The organism is Nocardioides sp. NBC_00368, from assembly GCF_036090055.1.
Taxonomy (GTDB): Bacteria; Actinomycetota; Actinomycetes; order Propionibacteriales; family Nocardioidaceae; genus Nocardioides.
The window spans coordinates 4,318,885-4,336,511 of the sequence record NZ_CP107970.1 but is presented as its reverse complement, the minus strand read 5'-3'; the positions used below and the strand labels follow the sequence as shown (position 1 = coordinate 4,336,511).

The window sequence follows — 17,627 nt, the reverse complement described above, 5'->3', positions numbered from 1 at the left end:
GCGTGGTTTCGATCCTCCCACGATCGGGTGACCGCCAGCGTCAAGGCGAGCGGGGTGCCGTCGTTTTGGGCGGGCGGACCCGTGTGGGCTAACGTTTCCTCTGTTGCACGCGCGAGTGGCGGAATAGGCAGACGCGCACGGTTCAGGTCCGTGTGTCCGAAAGGACGTGGGGGTTCAACTCCCCCCTCGCGCACCACCACAGACAAGCCCCGGATCCGATGGATTCCGGGGCTTGTCGATTATATGGACGTCACTTCACGGCCGGGACGTAGGGAAAGACCGCGGTGGGTTGGGCGGTGACCGACTCCTTGCCGATCCCGAGAGCGACCGGGGTGTTGGCAGCGATCGAGAACATCACGTCAGGCGCGTTGTCGGTCAGCGTGCGGCCGTTCCAGCCGTTGAAGCCGAAGCAGGCCGTGGTCCCCACGACGTACGGCAGCACGTTGGGCATGAACCGGCGGGCGACGCCGGCCGCGTACTCGTCGGGATCGACGGCAGTGCCGTAGGCCTTGACCACGCTGGCGATCTCGCTGGTCAGCCGGGCGCCGTACGTCGCCGCGTCCTCGCTGGGACGGCCGCCGTTGAGATCATCGCCGAGCTGCTCGTCGTACTGAGTGAACAACGGGTGGATCATCGGCAGCCCGACCCGGTTGATCGAGCGCCAGCCGCCCGCATCGGTCGCGAGGCTGGCCACCGCCCAGACGCCGATCGCCCGCGTCGTACGTCCCGGTTCCAGCAGGTCCGCGTCGGGGATCTCCAGGACGATCGAGTACACCGTGTGGCCGGCGAAGAGGTTCGTCGCCTGGTCAGGCGTCCAGGTCCCGACGTCGATCGTCGTCCCGTCCTGGAAAGCGTGACCGACGGCGTGCAGCACGTCGGGCTCGATCCAGAACGGGTCACCAGCCTTGCCGGTCCACACCCGCAGCCCGCGGTCCGTCACGATCGTCCCCTTTGTGGTGCCCGTGGCGAGCACCGTCCCCTCGGCGAACGGGTCGGTGGCGGCGTCGCCGTCGATCTGGTGGACAGCGACGTCTTGGTGTCCGGTCTCGTCGCGTGGGCCGAAGACGAAGCGATAGGTCCGCTCCTCGACCGCGTCGCCGTCGACGTCGATCTTGAACTCGTACCTACCCTCGGGGTGGAAGCCGGGCGTCGGGATGTCTCCGGCCAGCGAGTGACACACGTTGATGACCAGCACGGTGCCGGTCTCGCCGCGGAAGACGTACAGGTCGGTGATGTCGAGCCGCACGTCCTGGCGGGCCAGCGGCGAGTCGAGATGGTGTGACATGAGTTCTTGGTCCTTTCCGATCAGGAGTCCGCGAGGAATGCGAGCAGGGTCTTGTTGACCTCGTCGGCGTGGGTCCACAGCAGGCCGTGCGGCGCGCCGTCGATCTCGACGTAGGTGGCGTCCGGAAGGGCCGTCGCGAACGGGCGCCCGGTCGCCTCGATGGGCAGGATCCGGTCGGCGGTCCCCTGCAGGATCAGTGCCGGTACGTCGATCATCGCGATGTCGGCCCGGAAGTCCTCGTGCCAGGTCGCCACGCACGCGACCGACGCGTACCAGGAGGCGCCGGCGGCGATGTTCCAGCTGTTGCGCACCGCCTCCTGGCTGATCCGGCTGCCGAGGAACTCGTCGAGGTTGTAGAAGTTCTCGTAGAAGGTGGTGAAGTAGGCGTAGCGGTCCGCGGTGGCTGCGGCCGCGATCTCATCGAAGACCGACTGCGGCAGTCCGGTGGGGCTGTTCTCGGTCTGCAGCAGGAACGGCTCGAGCGGGGCCAGGAAGGCGACCTTGCGTACGTTCTCGCTGCCGTACCGGCCCAGGTAGCGCGCGACCTCGCCGGTGCCCATCGAGAATCCGACGAGGATCACGTCCCGGAGCCGAAGAACGTCGAGCAGGACGTCGAGGTCGTTGGCGAACGTGTCGTAGTCGTAGCCGATGGTCGGTTGGCTCGATCGGCCGAACCCTCGCCGGTCGTAGGTGATCACCCGGTAGCCGGCGGCCAGCAGCACCCTGGACTGCTGCTCCCAGGAGTGTCCGTCCAGTGGATAGCCGTGGATCAGTACGACGGCCTGGCCGTCGGGGTCTCCGTGATCCTCGTAGTAGAGGTCGATGTCGGCCGAGTTCTCCTTGGCGACGGTGATGTAGGGCATGAGTGCTCCTCTCAGGTGGAGTTGCTTGCCCGATCACTGTGGCTGTCGCGGGGCCGGTCCGGATGAGTCATCTGACTCGATCGTGGGTGATCGAGTCATCGCCGCTCGATAGACTCCGAACCGCGGTCGAGGAGCTGATCGCGTACGGGGGTGACGATGCGCGATCAGCCGGTGGAGCGGCTGATCGGCCGCGCCCAGGAGCTCCGGATCCTCGAGTCGTTCGTCCGCGCGGCGGTCGTCGACGGAGGCGCGCTGCTGCTCTCCGGTGACCCCGGCGTCGGCAAGACCGCCCTCCTCGACGCGGCCGAAGCATATGCACGCGCCGCCGGTGCGACCGTCCTTCGGATCGAGGGCACAGAGCAGGAACGCCAGCTGAGCTATGCCGCCCTCAACCAGGCGCTCTACCCGTTGGCCGACCGATTCGAGGATCTCGGCGCCGACCAGCGGATGGCGTTGGAGGTGGCTCTCGGGTTCTGCGACGGGCCACCGCCGAACCGGCTGCTGGTCTCCAATGCGGTGGCGGTGTTGCTGCGTACGGCCGCGGAGCGCTCGCCGCACGTGCTCCTCGTCGACGACGTGCAATGGGTCGACCGAGCCAGCGCAGGCGCGTTCAGTTTCGTGGCGCGTCGGCTGGCCGGCAGCCGGGCCGGGCTGCTCGCTGCAGGGCGCGGCGGCGAGGACCAGGGTTACTTCGACCGGGCCGGTCTGCCGACTCACGAGCTGAAGCCGCTGACCGAGGAGGCTGCCGATCGACTCGTCTCCGAGCACTTCGTCGGCATCGATGCGGTCGTCAAGGCCCGCATCCTGCGCACCGCGAACGGCAACCCGCTGGCTCTCCTCGAACTGCCACGCTCCCTGACCGTCTCCCAGCGGAGCGCGGCCGAGCGCCTGCCCGCCGTGCTCCCGCTCGGCGAGCGACTGAACAGGTCCTTCGCCTCGCGCGTGCTGGTCCTCCAGGAAGCGACCAGGCGGCTGCTGCTTGCAGCCGCGCTCGAGGGCACGGGTGAGCTCGGCGTCCTGGAGGCCGCAGGATTCGATGCCGACGACGTCGCTCCGGCCGAACGCGACCGCCTGGTCGAGGTCAACGACCACCGGGTCAGGTTCCGTCACCCGCTGATCCGCTCGGCGGTCGTCGAGGCGGCCACCGACGCCGAGCGCCGCGCCACACATGCAAGGCTTGCTGCAGTCCTCCTCGACCAGCCGGAGCGGCGGGCCTGGCATCTCGGAGAAGCGACGGTGGCGCCCGACGAGCAGGTCGCCACCGCCTTGGAGGGGGCGGCGCAGCACATCCTGGCCCGCGGCGACCACCAAGCCACGGTGGCCCTGCTCATCCGCGCCGCCGACCTGAGCCCGGAAGCGGCGGAGCGCAGCCGCAGACTCGCCACGGCCGCGTTCATCGGGGCGGAGGCGATGGGCGAGACCAGAAGCGTGGCGGAGCTGCTCGCCGACAGCCGACGGGCCAGCAGCAGCGCGCAGGCCTCCCTGCACTACGCCTCCGCATCCGCCCTGGTCATGCTCGACGACGACGGCCATCTCGGCACCATCCACCACCTGCTGGCGCGCGCCATAGAAGGCCACCCCCAGCGCCACGACGCCGGCGATCCCGAGATCGTCAACGCGCTCTGGACGCTGGCGCTGCTCAGCTTCCTGGGCGGTCGAGAAGAGCTGTGGACGGAGCTGTACGTCGCCCTCGACCGCCTCACCGAGGGGCCGCCCGCTCTGTTGCGTCTGGTGGTGGACCTGTTCGCGGACCCGGTGCGGACCGGGCTGGCGGCGCTTCCCCGGCTGGAGTCAGAACTGCTTGCCGTACGCCACGACACCGACACCGAGAAGGTGCAGAACCTGGCCGGTGCCGCGATGTACGTCGACCGGCTGGCCCAGGCCCGTGACGGACTCTGGCGGCATGTCGTCCAGGGGCGCGAGGGCGGACCGGCCAGAAGACAGCTGGTCGCGCTGATGGACCTCTGCGTCGACGACTTCCACCGTGGGCATTGGCAGGAGGCCGCCGAGCTCGCCGAGGAGGGACTTCAGCTGACCGAGCACCGGGCCGGCCGGTTCTTCGCCTTCTACTTCCGCTACCACCAGGCTCTGCTCGCCGCGGTCCGGGGCAGGGTCGAGGAGAGCCGGGAGCTGGCCGAGCAGATGATCGGCTGGGCTGGTCCCCGCGATGTCGGCGTCGCCCGGACGTACGCTCAGCACGCTCTGGTGCTGGCGGCCCTCGCCGACGCCGACTTCGAGAGCGCCTACCGGCACGCCTGCGCGATGAGCCCGGCCGGGACGCTCGCCTCGCACGTCCCGCACTGCCTGTGGATCGCGATGGATCTCGTCGAGGCTGCGATCCGCACCGATCGCAGGGTCGATGCCGAGCGGCACGTGCGCGCCCTGCGAGAGGCGAAGGTTTCGGAGCTCTCGCCCAGGCTGGCGATCCTGGTGACGGCCTCAGCGGGCCTGGTGGCGGCGGACGATGACGCTCGGACGTACTTCGAGCAGGCCCTGACCTCGCCAGGGGTGGAGCAGTGGCCCTTCGACGTCGCCCGCGTCCGGTTGCTTTACGGCGAGCATCTGCGGCGGGCGCGCGCGATCGCCGAGGCCAAGATCCAGCTCCAGGAGGCGCTCGCCACGTTCCGGACGCTCGGCGCCGAGCCGTGGGCCGCGCGGGCCGAGCGTGAGCTCCGCGCGGCCGGCCTCGCCGCGGCGCCGGCCTCCCGCGCTGCGGCGGTCCTCACTGCGCAGGAGCTCCAGATCGCCCGGCTCGCCGCGTCCGGCCTGACCAACAAGGAGATCGCGGCCCGGCTCTACCTGTCCCCGCGCACGGTCAGCGGCCATCTGTACCGGATCTTCCCAAAGCTGGGAATCACCACCCGTGCGGCCATCCGCGATGCCCTCGGTCCTTAGCCGGATCGGCGCTCGATGTCACAGATTCACCAGGTGCTCCGTCGGAGGGATTGAACTTCGAGATCATCTGAACACAGGGAGACATCATGAACATCGCGCTCTGGATCGTCGCCAGTGTCTTCGCCTTCGGCTACATCGTCGGCGGCATCGTCAAGCTGACCATGCCCTATGAGAAGTACACGGCCAAGACGCACTGGCCCGAGGACTTCACGCCAGGCAACGTGCGGTTCATGGGTGTCGTCGAGGTGCTCGGCGGCATCGGGCTGGTCGTGCCAGGGCTGGTCGGCGTGGCGCCCACCCTCGTGCCGGTCGCGGCGTCGTGCATGGCGCTCTACATGGCCGGCGCGGTCACCGAGCGGATCCGGCGAGGGGAGTACAAGGAGCTGCTCGGCGACCTGGTGTTCCTGGCGGCGATGGTGTTCATCGCGTGGGGGCGCTTCGCGATCGAGCCGTTCTAGCCGTTCTAGCGATCGGTGAACGAGGACAGCAGGGTCTCGATGGTCGCCATCAGGCGGTCCTTGTCGTAGCGATCCGGGTCCTCGAGCGTGAGCCGGGCGAACTCCTCGGCGGTGACCAGCGTCAGGTGGGCAAGGAGGTCGACATCGACCTCCTTGCTGTCGCTCCTGGTGTCACCGCGGCGCTCGAGACCCTCCTGGAAGGCATCGGAGAGGTAGCCGCGGATCAGCTCCCGGGTGGCGTCGATGCGGTCGCGTACGACGGCGGGTGCGTTGCGGGTCAGGCCGAGCACGGGTCGCCACACGTCGGGCTCCTTGCGCACGATGTCCAGCAGCGCGGCGTACGCCTCGAGTGCCCACTCGGCGACGTCCTGGTCGCCTCCGGGCTGCGGCATCAGGCGTAGGGCAGAGGCGAGGGCGCGCCGCTGGGTGCGGTCGAGCAGCGCATGAAGGAGCGGCTCGAGGCCGTCGTACGCGCTGTAGACGACGGGCCGGGTGACCTCCGCCTCCTGCGCGATCGCCTCGATGGAGACCGACTCGTAGCCGTCGCGCGCGATCACCCGCAGAGCCGCGTCGAGGAGGTGCTCCCGCCGCTGCTCGACCGGAAGCCGGCGTGCATAGCGGCGCTTCGGCCGTGGAGATGTGTCGGGCGCCACGTGCACACAATATTACAGAGGTGTAGATTACGCTGAACCTACAGTGGTGTAGCAAAGGAGAGAACGATGGTGCTCGGCGTGAAGACTCGCAAGCAGCTGATGAAGCAGTACGAGCCGATGGCCGACTACGGGTTCCTCGGGCCGGACTCGGTCGCCTGGAAGGTGTGGGGCCACCCGACGTCGTACGTCCTGGGCTTCGCCCGCTCGGTCACGATCGAGCACTTCGACCCGAACCTCGCCGCCGCCGTCGTCCAGTCCGGCGGGGTGAAGTACCGGCCCTCGACCCGCTATGGCCGCACGCTGCGCTACTTCGCGATGCAGCTCTTCGCCGGCGCCGAGCAGACCTGCCGGGCGGCCGACGTGCTGGTCAAGGTGCACTCGAAGGCGATCGGCCACGACCCGGTGACGGGTGGTGAGTACGACGCCAACAAGCCGTCCTCGCAGCTCTGGATCCACATGACCGCGTGGCACTCGATCCTCAAGTGCTACGAGATGTTCGGCCCGGGCCGTCTCTCCGAGGACGAGGAGAACCAGTTCTGGGCCGAGTGCCGCGAGATCGCCAAGCTGCAGACGATCGATCCCGCCACGGTGCCGACCAGCCGCGACGAGGTGCACCAGTACTTCGAGGACTGGCGCCCGCACCTGGCTGCGTCGGAGGCGGCCCAGGACATGATCCACTTCATCATCCCGCTGAAGGTCGCGCTGCCACCGGCGATGCCGGCCTGGCAGAAGGCGCTTCTCGCCCCGACGATGTGGGTGATGAGCAAGGGGGTCATCTCGACCTATCCCCGCTACATGCGCGAGATGGCCAACCTCCGCCAGGGTCGCCTGCTCGACGCCCTCGTACGGATCCCGAACCGGCTCCTCCACGCCCTCCTCTTCCGATCCCTCAACGCCCGGCTCGCCCTCTTCGGCCTGCTCGCACCGCAGGCCACCCCGGTCGCCGCCCCGGCCATCCTCCGCATCCCGCCGCTGAGCGACAAGGTGTGGGAGGTGCGCGAGGCGCAGGCCCATTTCGGCTTCGACGTTCCCAGCGCCGCGCACCCCGACCTGCGGGCCAAGCAGCGCGAGCGGGTCTTCGACAAGGGCGAGAGTCCCAGCGACGAGGGCCTGGTCGAGTCCGAGCAGCACATCGGCACGATGGACGTGCACCGCGCGGCCCGCGTCTGAGGCGCGTCCTGGAAGAGCCGGCACGGCGCTCCGCCACGCAGGGGGTGGCGGAGCGCCCGGTGCCGCCGATGCCGCATTTTGAGTGATGCGCCCGCGGAACCGAGTGGCTAGCCTGACGCCATGGAGCGGCCGTGGCCGCTGACCGGGCGGGACGAGGAGCTGCGCAGGGTGGCGACGGCGGTCCGGCCCGGTGCGGCGGGCGTCATCGTTGCGGGTCCGGCGGGGGTGGGGAAGACCCGTCTCGCCCGCGAGGCGTTGGCGGGCTGCGTACGCCGCGGGGAGACCGTCGTCTTCGCCCAGGGCAGCTCGGCCGCCCGTCCGTTCCCGCTGGGTGCGTTCGCCGGACTGCTCGACGTGCCACCGGGGGAGGCGGCCGAGACGATCGGGCGGGCGCTGGACCAGCTCGCCCGCGGCCTGCCGCTGGTGCTGGCGGTCGACGACGCCCATCTGCTCGACGAGCACTCGGCGATCGTGGTGCACCGGGTGGTGGCGCGTCGGTTGGCGCCGGTGCTGATCACGCTGCGTACCGGCGAGACCGCGCCCGACATCGTGATGTCGCTGTGGAAGGACGATCATCTGCCGCGCCTCGAGCTGGCGCCGCTGGAGGCCGAGGAGAGCACCCAGCTGATCGCCCGGGTGCTCGGCGGCCCGGTCGACACGGCCTCCGCACACCGGCTGTGGACGATGACCGAGGGCAGTCCGCTGTTCCTGCGGCACCTGCTGGCCGGGGAGGTGGCTTCCGGGCGGTTCACGGCGGCGTCCGGGATCTGGCGGTGGACCAGTGAGCCGGCGATCTCCCCCGAGCTCGCCGGTCTCCTGGAGCGGGAGATCGGCGACCTCGCTGCGGGCGTTCAGGACGTCGTCGACGTGGTCGCCCTGGCCGAGCCGGTGGCGGTGGCGACGCTGTCCGAGCTGACCTCCGCGGCGGACGTCGAGGAGGCGGAGAGTCGCGGGCTGGTGCGTACCGACGGCCTGGTCGCCCGGCTCGCGCACCCCCTCTACGGCGAGGTACGCCGCGCCGCGATGGGAACGCTGCGCGCCCGCCGCCTCCGCGGGCGGGTGGCGCAGACCCTGGACCCCGAGCCGGACCCCATCCCGCGGGCGGTGCTCACCCTCGACTCGGACCTGCCACCGGAGCCGGCGCTGTTCCTGCGTGCCGCGGAGGCGGCGACCCGGATGTACGACCTGCCGCTGGCCGAGCGGCTGGCCCGTGCCGCAGCCGCCACCGGCGCGGTACCCGCCCGCATCGTGCACGCCGCCGCGCTCTCCTGGCTCAGCCGCGGCGAGGAGGCCGAGGCGATCCACGTAGACCTTGTCGAGGGTGCGCCTGATCCCGGGACGCTCGCGCTGGTGCAGCTGCATCGCGCCGGCAACCTGCTCTTCACGATGGCCCGGCCCGAGGAGGCACGCCTGGCGCTGGCCGCGGCCGAGGCCACCGGCGCGGCACCGGCCCACGCCGCTGCGATGTCGCTCGTTCTCGACGTGGCAGAAGGCGACTTCGCCGGCGTGATCGATCGCGCCCCGCAGCTGCTGCGAGGCAGCCTTCCCGACGATCTGGCCGGCATCCTGGTCGCCAGCGCCGCCTCCGCGGCGGCCGCCGTCACCGGCGAGCACGACCTCCTGGACGAGGCCGCGGTCGTGGGCGGGCTCACCGCCGACCGCGCACCGACCGTCATTCCCGGCTTCGGGCTCGCCGACTTCCAGGTGCTCGGGCACCGGCTCGCCGGCACCCCGGACCGGGGCGCCGACCTGGCCGGAAGGATGCGAGCCGCATCGGCCGACCTCCCGGGGCCGGCCCGACTGATGGGACTCGTCGTCGCAGGTCACGCGGCCCTCGCCTGCGGCCGGGTCGACGACGCGCTGGTCTCGCTACGGGAGGCATGGGCGGGGTTCGACGGATCGGGCCATGAGTTCGGCTTCCGCTGCCGTACGTTGCTCGCCACCGCCCTGGCGCAGGCCGGTCGACCGGCCGAGGCGGCTCCGCTGCTGTCCGGCGTGGCTGCCGGGCACCATCCGGCGTACCGGCTCTACCTGCCGGACGACCTCCTCGCCCTGGCGTGGGGTGCCGCCGCGGAAGGAGCGACGACGGAGGCGATCGGACGTGCGGCCGAGGCGGCGGACCTCGCCCGCGAGGCCGGCTCTCCGGCGTACGAGGTCCTGGCCTGGCAGACCGCGGTCCAGCTCGGGGGCGCGACCGCGGCGGCCACGCGGCGGCTGACCTCGCTGGCCGGGCTCGGCCCACGTGTCGAGGCCGCCCTGGCCCATGCCAGGGCGTGGGCCGCCGAGGACGGAGACGCGCTGCTCCAGGTCGCGCACGTGTGGGCCGGGATCGGCGATCTCGTCGCCGCGGGCGACGCGGCGGCGCAGGCCGCCGACGTACAGCGTCGTGCGGGCCGGCAGGGGTCGGCCCTGTCCGCGGCTGCCGCTGCCGAGAAGCTGGCCGAGAGGTCGGGTGCCTGCACTCCGGCGCTGGTGGTCGCGTCCCGGCCGCTGCCCCTGACCGCCCGCGAGCGCGAGATCGCCGCCCTGGCCGCCAGGGGGCTGTCGAACAAGGACATCGCGGCCCGGCTGACGCTGTCGGTACGGACCGTCGAGGGGCACCTCTACCGGGCCGGGCACAAGCTCGGCGTCTCGGAGCGGGCGGCGCTGTCCGATCTCCTCGGAGTCGAGTAGCGCACTACTCGTGCCGTGCTCGTTCCGGCGGCGGATGCTCAAAGGCACCCAGTCGAAGGAGGACTCATGAGCACCACCTATGTACGGCCCGACGAGGGCCGACGCTACCCGATGATCGATGGCGACCACGTCGCGAAGGCCGCCGTCAAGGACGACCTCGGGGCCTTCGAGGTCTTCGAGGTGACCGCCCCGGCCGCGCCGATGGCGCCCCCGCACGTCTCACCGTGGAGTGGGGTGCTGTATCTGCTCGAGGGCCGGGTCACGGCGTACGTCGACGGCAAGCCCTACGACGTCGAGCCGGGCGGGCTCGTGGTCTGCCCGACCGGTACTCCGGTCACCTTCGAGGTGGTCGGCGACGCCGCCCGCTTCCTCGCGATCGTCACCGGCGACCGTGCCGGACGCTTCTTCGCCGACTTCTCCAGCTCTGTCCGTGCGGACCTTCCGCCGGCGGACTCGATGGCCGCGATCCTCTCCGTCACCGAGCGCCACGGCGTCGGGCTCGCGGGCGGATGATCCGCGTGGCATGACGAAGGGCCTGCCCCGGACCGTGGCTGTGCGCCGCGGTCCGGAACAGGCCCTGGATCGGGTCGATGGGACCCCTCAGAGGTCGCGCTTGATCTCGTCCGTGTGCGGAAGGTCGGGGCTGCGTCGCAGGTTGACGACGGCGAGGGCCAGGCCTCCCCAGATGATCAGCATCGCGACGAGCATCATGACGATGGCGGTGCCACTCATGACCGTGCTCCCTTCTCGTTGAAGTGAACCTTGGACAGGGCGTCAGGGTGACGCCACTTGGCCTGAGCGGCCAGGAAGCCGAAGACGATGACGGCCGCGGCCGCACCCCAGCCGAAGACACCCAGCATCCAGGCCGGGTATCCGCCGTAGGGGGTCTTCACGTCCTCCCAGAAGGCGAGCCCGAGGACGAGCACCAGGCCGATCGGGGCCACGATGCTGACCAGGATCCGCCACCAGGCGCCGACGACGATCGAGCTGCCGTCGGAGAGATGGTCGCTGAACATCGGCAGCACGCGCAGGCCCCAGCTCAGGACCAGCATCGAGATCACGGCGACGAGCAGGATGCCGAACTGGTTGATGAAGTGGTCGAGGATGTCGAGCACGTAGAGCCCGCTCGTGGTCGAGAAGAACACCAGGCTGATCACGGCCATCGGCACGGTGACGGCGATGGTGGCGCCCTTGCGGGTCATCTCGAACTTGTCACGCACGCCGGAGATCACGACCTCGATCACGGACACCAGCGACGTGAAACCGGCGACGACGAGCGAGAGGAAGAAGAGCACGCCGATGAGCGCACCAGCCGGCGCCTCGCTGATGATCGCCGGGAAGGCGACGAACGCCAGACCGACGCCCGAGGTGGCCACCTCGTTGACGGCGACGCCGTTGGCCTGCGCCATGAAGCCGAGCGCGGCGAAGACGCCGATACCTGCGAGCAGCTCGAAGCTGGAGTTGGCGAACCCGACCACGAGCCCCGAGCCCGGCATGTCCGTGTGCTTGTGGACGTACGAGGCGTAGGTGATCATGATGCCGAAGCCGATGGACAGCGAGAAGAAGATCTGTCCGTACGCCGCCGCCCAGACCGTCGCGTCGGTCAGTGCTCCCCAGTTCGGGGTGAAGAGAGCGTCCAGGCCTTCTGCCGCCCCCGGGAGGAACAGCGAGCGCACGACCAGGATCCCGAAGGCCACGATGAGGATCGGGATGAAGACGACCGAGGTCGCGCCGATGCCCTTCTGGACACCGAGGAGCATCACGATCAGGATCGCGGCCCACACCAGGAGCAGCGGGATCAGCACGCCCCACACCGGGGTGGCGTCGACGCCCGGATCACCGAGCTGGAGGAACTTGCCGAAGAAGAACCCTTCGGGGTCGTCTCCCCAGGCCTTGTTGACGCTGAAGATCGTGTATCGCACCGCCCACGCCATCACTGCTGCGTAGTAGACGGCGATCATGAAGCAGATGCCGACCTGCCACCAGCCCAGACCCTCCGTGCCGCGGCGGAGCCGCGCGAAGGAGAGGGGTGCCGAGCCGCGGAAGCGGTGGCCCAGTGCGTAGTCGAGGAACAGGAACGGGATTCCCGCCGTCAGCAGCGCCACGATGTAGGGGATGACGAAGGCGCCACCGCCGTTCTCGTAGGCGACGTAGGGGAAACGCCAGATGTTGCCCAGGCCGACCGCTGAGCCGATCGCCGCGAAGATGAAGACTTGTCGCGAGGAGAATGCCCCTCGTTTCGCTGCCGCATCGTCGTGCACGCTCTCTGGTGTCGTGCTCATATCCGCCTCCTTGTTCGGTGATGCGTGTGACGCTTGTGGCGCCAAACTATCGCTGACGACGCTTGTGACGCCGATCACAGCACCATAGTCGCCAGACCGTCGGGAGTTGACCTCGGGGTTGGTCGACGGGCGCCGGCATCGTCGACCCATTGACAAGATCGGTCCAAGTGTTGATTGTGTGAGACATGAACTCAGATCTGTATCACGGTCGTGCGGCGTATGTTCCGCCGTCCGGCGTGACGTGGGTCGACCCGTGGCCGATGTACGCCGCCCTGCGCGAGCACGACCCGGTCCATCACGTCTCCCGGGGCGACTACTGGGTCCTGACCAGGCACGACGACGTCTACGCAGCGGTCCGTGACCACGAGACGTTCAGCTCGACCGGGGGTCTGACGACGGCGCACGACGAGCTCGAGCGGATCGGGCTGACCGAGAACCCGCCGATGGTGATGACCGATCCCCCTGCCCACACCGCGTTCCGGAGGCTGGTGAACCGCGGCTTCACGCCCAAGCAGGTCGAGGACGTGACTCCCCGGGTCACCCGGTTCGTCATCGAGCGCATCGACGCGATCAGGGAGGCTGGCGGCGGCGACATCGTCCAGGAGCTGTTCAAACCGCTGCCGAGCATGGTCGTGGCCCACTACCTCGGCGTTCCCGAGGAGGACTGGGGCCGATTCGACGTCTGGACCGACGCGATCGTCACGGCCAACGCGGCGCAGGACGAGAGCATCGGAGCCGGTGCCGCCGCCGAGCTCATGGGCTACTTCGCCGAGCTCATCGAGCGTCGCCGGCGAGAGCCTGGTGACGACACCGTCTCCCACCTCGTCGCCGCCGGGCAGGCCGACGACGACGCCGGTCTGCTGCGGGTGCTCGCGTTCGCGTTCACGATGGTCGCCGGCGGCAACGACACCACGACCGGTTTGCTCGGCGGCGGGCTGCCGCTGCTGGCGGAGCGACCCGACCAGCGCGAGCTCGCCGTGCAGGACGTCCCGGCCACCGTCGAGGAGCTGCTGCGGCTGACCTCCCCGGTCCAAGGTCTCGCCCGGACCACCACCCGCGACGTCGCTCTCCACGACGTCACGATCCCTGCGGGGAAGAAGGTCTTGCTCTGCTACGCCGCCGCCAACCGCGACCCGCGCGTGTTCGGCGCCGATGCCGAGGAGCTCGACGTCACCCGTGACCCCCGGCAGATCCTGACCTTCGCCCACGGCGCGCACCACTGCCTGGGCGCTGCTGCCGCCCGGATGATGGGTCGGGTGACCCTCGCCGAGATACTCGCCCGGATGCCTTCCTTCACCGTCGACCACGACTCTGTGGTGTGGGCGCCGGGGAGCTACGTACGCAGGCCCGTGAGTCTCCGGGTCGAGGTGACCGGATGAGCTGGCTCGAGGCGGAGCGGACCGAGCTCGCCGCCGAGCGGATCCTCGACGCCGCGGGCGCGCTGTTCGTGGAGCGCGGCGTCGACAAGCCCGGCATGGACGAGGTCGCCCGTGCGGCCGGCTGTTCGCGGGCGACCCTGTATCGCTACTTCGAGAACAGGCAGGCCCTGATCCACGCCTTCGCCCGCCGCGAGGCACGGCTGATCACCGCGCAGGTCGCCGAGGTTGCCGCCGGTGTGACCGACCCCCGACGGCGCGTCGTCGAGGCCGTCATCGCCTGCCTCGCGGCCGTGCGCGAGCGTCCTCACCTCGCCGCCTGGTACTCCGGCGACAGCACCCTGCTGCGCGAGGTGCTCCGCGACTCCCCGATCATCCGCGGCGTCGCGCAGAGCTACCTCGCCCCCGGTGCCGAGGACCCCGACCTCGCCGACTGGGTCCTGCGCATCATCCTGTCGTTCCTGACCGAGCCCGGCGAGGACGCCGCCGCCGAGCGCCGCCTGCTGGAGCGGTTCCTCGTGCCGGCGTCTTCAGGTCGTCCGGCCGCGTCGCCGTGACCGGACGCTCGGCACCAGCAGGCTGAGCAGGATCTGGCGGGGCGTGAGGGGTGGGACGTCGATGGGGTGGGCCGCCTCCGGGCGGAACGCGTCGAGGTAGAAGGCCAGGTTGCGCCGCCATGCGTCGGGGGCGGCTGCCCCGGTCACCTCGATGACCTTGCTGTGGGAGAGGACCACGAAGAGCAGGTCCTCGGGGGCCAGGTCGGAGCGGACCGCACCTGCGTCGAGGGCACGGTGCACCACGGCCTCGACGGTCTGCTGGATCTCCGTACGCAGCACCGCGAGCTCGGAGCCGCCCTCGAAGTGCGTGGACATCAGGTTCACGTAGCCGGAGGCCGCGGCCTCCAGCTCGCAGCTGGAGGTGAGGTAGGCGACGAGGCCGTCCCACGGGTCGTCGGCCGACAACGCCGCCTGCGCGGTGGCGAGATGGGTCTGCAGGGGTTCGATGAGGACCGACGTCCACAGCGAGACCCGGTCTGGGAAGTGCCGGTAGAGCGTGCCGGAGCCGACGCCGGCCTCCGCCGCGATGTGGTCGAGCGGCGCATGGATCCCGTCGCGCTGGAAGACGGCCTGGGCCGCCGCGACGATCCGCTCGCGGTTGCGGATGCTGTCGCGCCGCTCCGCACGCGCCGGCCGGCGGGGTCGTTCCTGGGCTTGCTCCGGGCGTTCGTCGCGATCGTTCGGGCACCCCATGGCGTCAGCCTACGACGGCTCCGGGAATACCGGGGAAAACTCCCCGCTTCCTATACCGGAGACATCAGTCCGGATCATCTAGGAGACCATCGCCATGTTCATCGCCACGCTCGTCCTGAGCATCCTGTTCGCCCTGCTGCTGCTGTTCTCGGCGTACGGAAAGCTCACCCACAACCCCGCCCAGGCCGAGACCCTGGAGAAGGTGGGCGTCACCCGGATCGTGCCGATCCTGGCGCTGCTCGAGATCGCCGGCGCGGCCGGCCTGATCATCGGCCTGTTCTGGTGGCCGCTCGGCGTCGCCGCCGCGATCGGCACGACGTTGTACTTCCTCGGCGCGGTCATCGCGCACGTGCGCGTGCGGGACACCGCGATCGCACCGGCTGCCGTCTTCGCGGTCGTCTCGGTCGCGATCATCGCGCTGCGCACGGTCTCGGCCTGAGTGTCGCCGGGATGCGCGCGGGCTACCCGCGCCGCTCAGCCGCTGCGAACTCCGCGCGCATCCAGGCACACCACTCCAACGCCGTACGCCGCGACCGGATGCCGCCTTCGAGCGTGATCCGACTGGCGAACAGCGGGTTCGTGGGATCGAGAGCGCCCGGGTCGTCGGCGATCTCGGCCAGCTCGGCGAGGTAGCGGTCGAGGACGCTCCGGTGGGTGGCCTCGAGCCGGCCGACCAGCTCGTCGGCCGCGGCGGGCTCCACGGTCCAGATCGACCACAGCCGGAGGACCTCGAGGTCGCGGACCGGCTGTGGCTCGAGATCGCCGACGACCCAGGCCGCCAGAGCGGCTTGCCCGGCATCGGTGATCCGGTAGCGCTTGGTCGGCCGCGGACCGGCGCCCTCGATGACCTCGTGCTCGACCAGCCCGGCGGCATCGAGTCGATTCAGCTCCGGGTAGATCTGCGAGTGACGTGCGGTCCAGAAGTAGCCGATGGGCTGGCGCATCCGCTGCGCGACCTCGTAGCCGGTGCACGCGCGTCGCGCGAGCAGGCCGAGGATCGCGAACCCGAGGTTGGAAGTGGCTGCACCGACGTCTGGCATATGTCAATATTGACATATGAAGGACGTGAAGCGGGCAGCGGTCTGTGCGGCGGTCGCGAGCGTGCTGCTGGTCGGCTGTGGGGTCGAGGGCGATGACAGGGACGGCGACGCAGGGGGTGGGGAGAGCAGTGCGGCCTCGGCGAAGGAGTCGGGGCCTGTCCTGCCCTCGAAAGGCCCGTACCTCAAGGGTGAGCTTGCCGGGTGCTTCCTGGCCGAGACCGATGCCGGGGTGGAGCCGATGCAGGTCACCGGCCCGAAGCTCACGCTGCCGGCCATCCGCTTCTCGCCGCCGGAGGGCACGGATCCGTCGGCGGTGCTGGTGATGCTGCATCAGACCGACGGCGACCGCTGCGGATGGGGTGACTTCGCGATCCTGGCGGCTCTGCAGGGCGTCGCCGGCCTCTCGTACGACCAGTGCGGCTACGCCGCCGCCCGCTGCTCCATCGAGGATCTCGACGACCCGGTGCCGCAGGTGCGGGCCGCGCTGAGCGAGGCTGAGAAGCAGTGGCCGGGGGTGCCGGTCGTGCTCGTCGGAGCCTCGATGGGAGGCAGTCAGACCGTGCGAGCCGTTGCCGCCGGCGTGGACGTCGACGGCTGGGTGGACCTTTCGGGACCGTCGACCTGGGCCGACGTGGAGCTGGCTTCGGTCGCCGGCAACATCCGGACGCCGGGTCTGGTCGCCATCTCCGAGGACACCGACGGTGCCGAGGAGGCGGCCGCCGCCCAGGCTTTGGCACAGGCCACCTCCTCGACGTTCGTGCCCGCCGAGGTGGGCCACGGCTGGGATCTCGTCGTCGAGGACGACCGCCTCACCGAGATCGGTCAGCAGATCGTCACGTACGCCGCGAGGTGATCGGGAGCACGACCGCGAGGTGCTGGGCGGCGGCCCGCAGGTGCGGGAGCAGCTCGACCATCCGGTCCATCTCCATCCGGTAGGACGGCGCGGCGATCGACACGGCGGCGACGGCACGGCCGTCGGGATCGAGCACGGGGACGCCGAGGGCGCGGATGCCGATCTCGTGCTCCTCGTCCGCGACGGCGTACCCCTGCTCGCGCACCTGCTGGATCATCTCGGCGAACCCGGCGCGGTCGGAGATCGTGCGGGGCGTCTTCGCGACCAGGTCGAGGTCGTCGATCAGCCGCTTCCGCTCTGAGTCGGGGGCGAACGCCACCAGTACCTTGCCCATCGAGGTGCAGTGCAGGGGGCCGAGGCCGCCGGGCGTGCCGATCACGCTGACCTGCTGGGGCCCCTGGACGTGGTGGACGTAGAGCTGGTTGTGGTCCGAGCGGACCGACATCAGCGACGTCTCCCGGGTCTGCTCGGTGAGCTCCTCCAGCGCGGGCAGGGCTGAGCCCGCGAAGCCACGGCGGTGGGCGACGTACTGGGCCAGCGAGAAGACCTTGAGCCCGAGGGAGTAGCGCTTGCTGTCCTCGTCGAAGGCCGCGTAGCCGTCGCGGATCAGCGCCGCCGCCAGCCGGTGGCAGGTGCTGAGCGGGAAGCCGGTCTCGCGGCTGAGCGTGGAGAGCGGTACGCCGGAGGGATAGGTGCTGAGCCGGTCGAGCAGCAGCAGCGCCTTGCCGACCATGTCGCGCTTGGCTCCGGCCTCGGTCGTGTCGTCCATGACCGTGATTCTTCCATATGGTGGAAGCGATATCTGAAAGATGGAAGGAATTCGTTGACG

Annotated in this window: 17 protein-coding genes and 1 tRNA gene; 10 read left to right on the top strand and 8 right to left on the bottom strand. The window is 70.2% G+C overall.

What is annotated here, in order from left to right; all coding sequences use genetic code 11:
• Nucleotides 1-109 precede the first annotated feature (109 nt).
• Nucleotides 110-196: transfer RNA gene (locus OG984_RS20645), tRNA-Leu, on the top strand.
• A gap of 54 nt (nt 197-250) precedes the next feature.
• Here OG984_RS20645 and OG984_RS20640 read toward each other — a convergent pair.
• Both OG984_RS20640 and OG984_RS20635 read right to left on the bottom strand, forming a co-directional pair.
• Nucleotides 251-1,285, bottom strand: a complete 1,035-nt coding sequence (locus OG984_RS20640) for a DUF4331 family protein (RefSeq protein ID WP_328528069.1) — start codon at nt 1,283-1,285, stop codon at nt 251-253.
• A gap of 20 nt (nt 1,286-1,305) precedes the next feature.
• On the bottom strand, nt 1,306-2,148 hold the full coding sequence (locus OG984_RS20635) for an alpha/beta fold hydrolase (protein ID WP_328528068.1): 843 nt from the start codon (nt 2,146-2,148) through the stop codon (nt 1,306-1,308).
• 156 nt (nt 2,149-2,304) lie between these two features.
• Between OG984_RS20635 and OG984_RS20630 the strand changes: the two genes are divergently transcribed.
• Entirely contained in the window at nt 2,305-5,043 is a 2,739-nt protein-coding gene (locus OG984_RS20630) for an ATP-binding protein (protein WP_328532378.1), read from the top strand.
• A gap of 86 nt (nt 5,044-5,129) precedes the next feature.
• Nucleotides 5,130-5,501 carry a DoxX family protein gene (locus tag OG984_RS20625; RefSeq protein WP_328528067.1) on the top strand — a complete coding sequence of 124 codons (372 nt, stop codon included), beginning with the start codon at nt 5,130-5,132 and terminating at the stop codon, nt 5,499-5,501.
• A 5-nt stretch (nt 5,502-5,506) separates the two neighbouring features.
• Here OG984_RS20625 and OG984_RS20620 read toward each other — a convergent pair whose 3' ends face one another.
• A complete protein-coding gene (locus tag OG984_RS20620) occupies nt 5,507-6,154 on the bottom strand; it encodes a TetR/AcrR family transcriptional regulator (RefSeq protein WP_328528066.1) in 648 nt (215 codons plus the stop codon).
• A gap of 66 nt (nt 6,155-6,220) precedes the next feature.
• Here OG984_RS20620 and OG984_RS20615 point away from each other — a divergent pair, with 66 nt between their 5' ends.
• From OG984_RS20615 to OG984_RS20605, 3 genes are all read left to right on the top strand, one after another.
• A complete protein-coding gene (locus OG984_RS20615; RefSeq protein ID WP_328528065.1) occupies nt 6,221-7,324 on the top strand; it encodes an oxygenase MpaB family protein in 1,104 nt (367 codons plus the stop codon).
• 120 nt (nt 7,325-7,444) lie between these two features.
• Entirely contained in the window at nt 7,445-9,997 is a 2,553-nt protein-coding gene (locus tag OG984_RS20610) for a helix-turn-helix transcriptional regulator (RefSeq protein WP_328528064.1), read from the top strand.
• A gap of 66 nt (nt 9,998-10,063) precedes the next feature.
• Nucleotides 10,064-10,510: a cupin domain-containing protein gene (locus OG984_RS20605; protein WP_328528063.1), complete on the top strand. Its 447-nt coding sequence runs from the start codon at nt 10,064-10,066 to the stop codon at nt 10,508-10,510.
• Nucleotides 10,511-10,597: 87 nt separating this feature from the next.
• Here OG984_RS20605 and OG984_RS20600 read toward each other — a convergent pair whose 3' ends face one another.
• Nucleotides 10,598-10,729, bottom strand: coding sequence for a methionine/alanine import family NSS transporter small subunit (locus OG984_RS20600; protein WP_328528062.1), 132 nt, complete (start codon nt 10,727-10,729; stop codon nt 10,598-10,600).
• Complete coding sequence (locus tag OG984_RS20595; protein WP_328528061.1) at nt 10,726-12,279, bottom strand: sodium-dependent transporter; 1,554 nt, start codon at nt 12,277-12,279, stop codon at nt 10,726-10,728. Before OG984_RS20595 ends, OG984_RS20600 begins: the two co-directional genes overlap by 4 nt.
• A 185-nt stretch (nt 12,280-12,464) precedes the next feature.
• Between OG984_RS20595 and OG984_RS20590 the strand changes: the two genes are divergently transcribed.
• Nucleotides 12,465-13,658, top strand: a complete 1,194-nt coding sequence (locus OG984_RS20590) for a cytochrome P450 (RefSeq protein WP_328528060.1) — start codon at nt 12,465-12,467, stop codon at nt 13,656-13,658.
• The gene (locus OG984_RS20585; RefSeq protein WP_328528059.1) at nt 13,655-14,212 is read left to right on the top strand and encodes a TetR/AcrR family transcriptional regulator; all 558 of its coding nucleotides are present in this window, start codon (nt 13,655-13,657) and stop codon (nt 14,210-14,212) included. The genes OG984_RS20590 and OG984_RS20585 overlap by 4 nt, the downstream gene beginning before the upstream one ends.
• Here OG984_RS20585 and OG984_RS20580 read toward each other — a convergent pair.
• Nucleotides 14,186-14,905: a TetR/AcrR family transcriptional regulator gene (locus OG984_RS20580; RefSeq protein ID WP_328528058.1), complete on the bottom strand. Its 720-nt coding sequence runs from the start codon at nt 14,903-14,905 to the stop codon at nt 14,186-14,188. The two genes, OG984_RS20585 and OG984_RS20580, sit on opposite strands and share 27 nt — an antisense overlap.
• A gap of 94 nt (nt 14,906-14,999) precedes the next feature.
• Between OG984_RS20580 and OG984_RS20575 the strand changes: the two genes are divergently transcribed.
• Nucleotides 15,000-15,344 (top strand): DoxX family protein, encoded by a 345-nt coding sequence (locus OG984_RS20575; protein ID WP_328528057.1) that lies wholly within the window; start codon nt 15,000-15,002, stop codon nt 15,342-15,344.
• 22 nt (nt 15,345-15,366) lie between these two features.
• Here the strand turns inward: OG984_RS20575 and OG984_RS20570 are convergent, their stop codons facing one another.
• Entirely contained in the window at nt 15,367-15,945 is a 579-nt protein-coding gene (locus tag OG984_RS20570) for a PadR family transcriptional regulator (RefSeq protein WP_328528056.1), read from the bottom strand.
• A 16-nt stretch (nt 15,946-15,961) separates the two neighbouring features.
• Between OG984_RS20570 and OG984_RS20565 the strand changes: the two genes are divergently transcribed.
• Nucleotides 15,962-16,798 carry an alpha/beta hydrolase gene (locus tag OG984_RS20565; RefSeq protein ID WP_328528055.1) on the top strand — a complete coding sequence of 279 codons (837 nt, stop codon included), beginning with the start codon at nt 15,962-15,964 and terminating at the stop codon, nt 16,796-16,798.
• On the opposite strand, the gene OG984_RS20560 is transcribed toward OG984_RS20565, so the two are convergent.
• Nucleotides 16,779-17,567 carry an IclR family transcriptional regulator gene (locus tag OG984_RS20560; RefSeq protein WP_328528054.1) on the bottom strand — a complete coding sequence of 263 codons (789 nt, stop codon included), beginning with the start codon at nt 17,565-17,567 and terminating at the stop codon, nt 16,779-16,781. The two genes, OG984_RS20565 and OG984_RS20560, sit on opposite strands and share 20 nt — an antisense overlap.
• Nucleotides 17,568-17,627: the final 60 nt, after the last annotated feature.

Bases quoted from the DNA above. Each gene is read 5' to 3' on its own strand.
- OG984_RS20640 (WP_328528069.1), bottom strand. From the start codon at position 1,285: ATGTCACACCATCTCGACTCGCCGCTGGCCCGCCAGGACGTGCGGCTC.
- OG984_RS20635 (WP_328528068.1), bottom strand. From the start codon at position 2,148: ATGCCCTACATCACCGTCGCCAAGGAGAACTCGGCCGACATCGACCTC.
- OG984_RS20630 (WP_328532378.1), top strand. From the start codon at position 2,305: ATGCGCGATCAGCCGGTGGAGCGGCTGATCGGCCGCGCCCAGGAGCTC.
- OG984_RS20625 (WP_328528067.1), top strand. From the start codon at position 5,130: ATGAACATCGCGCTCTGGATCGTCGCCAGTGTCTTCGCCTTCGGCTAC.
- OG984_RS20615 (WP_328528065.1), top strand. From the start codon at position 6,221: ATGGTGCTCGGCGTGAAGACTCGCAAGCAGCTGATGAAGCAGTACGAG.
- OG984_RS20610 (WP_328528064.1), top strand. From the start codon at position 7,445: ATGGAGCGGCCGTGGCCGCTGACCGGGCGGGACGAGGAGCTGCGCAGG.
- OG984_RS20605 (WP_328528063.1), top strand. From the start codon at position 10,064: ATGAGCACCACCTATGTACGGCCCGACGAGGGCCGACGCTACCCGATG.
- OG984_RS20600 (WP_328528062.1), bottom strand. From the start codon at position 10,729: ATGAGTGGCACCGCCATCGTCATGATGCTCGTCGCGATGCTGATCATC.
- OG984_RS20595 (WP_328528061.1), bottom strand. From the start codon at position 12,279: ATGAGCACGACACCAGAGAGCGTGCACGACGATGCGGCAGCGAAACGA.
- OG984_RS20590 (WP_328528060.1), top strand. From the start codon at position 12,465: ATGAACTCAGATCTGTATCACGGTCGTGCGGCGTATGTTCCGCCGTCC.
- OG984_RS20585 (WP_328528059.1), top strand. From the start codon at position 13,655: ATGAGCTGGCTCGAGGCGGAGCGGACCGAGCTCGCCGCCGAGCGGATC.
- OG984_RS20580 (WP_328528058.1), bottom strand. From the start codon at position 14,905: ATGGGGTGCCCGAACGATCGCGACGAACGCCCGGAGCAAGCCCAGGAA.
- OG984_RS20575 (WP_328528057.1), top strand. From the start codon at position 15,000: ATGTTCATCGCCACGCTCGTCCTGAGCATCCTGTTCGCCCTGCTGCTG.
- OG984_RS20570 (WP_328528056.1), bottom strand. From the start codon at position 15,945: ATGCCAGACGTCGGTGCAGCCACTTCCAACCTCGGGTTCGCGATCCTC.
- OG984_RS20565 (WP_328528055.1), top strand. From the start codon at position 15,962: ATGAAGGACGTGAAGCGGGCAGCGGTCTGTGCGGCGGTCGCGAGCGTG.
- OG984_RS20560 (WP_328528054.1), bottom strand. From the start codon at position 17,567: ATGGACGACACGACCGAGGCCGGAGCCAAGCGCGACATGGTCGGCAAG.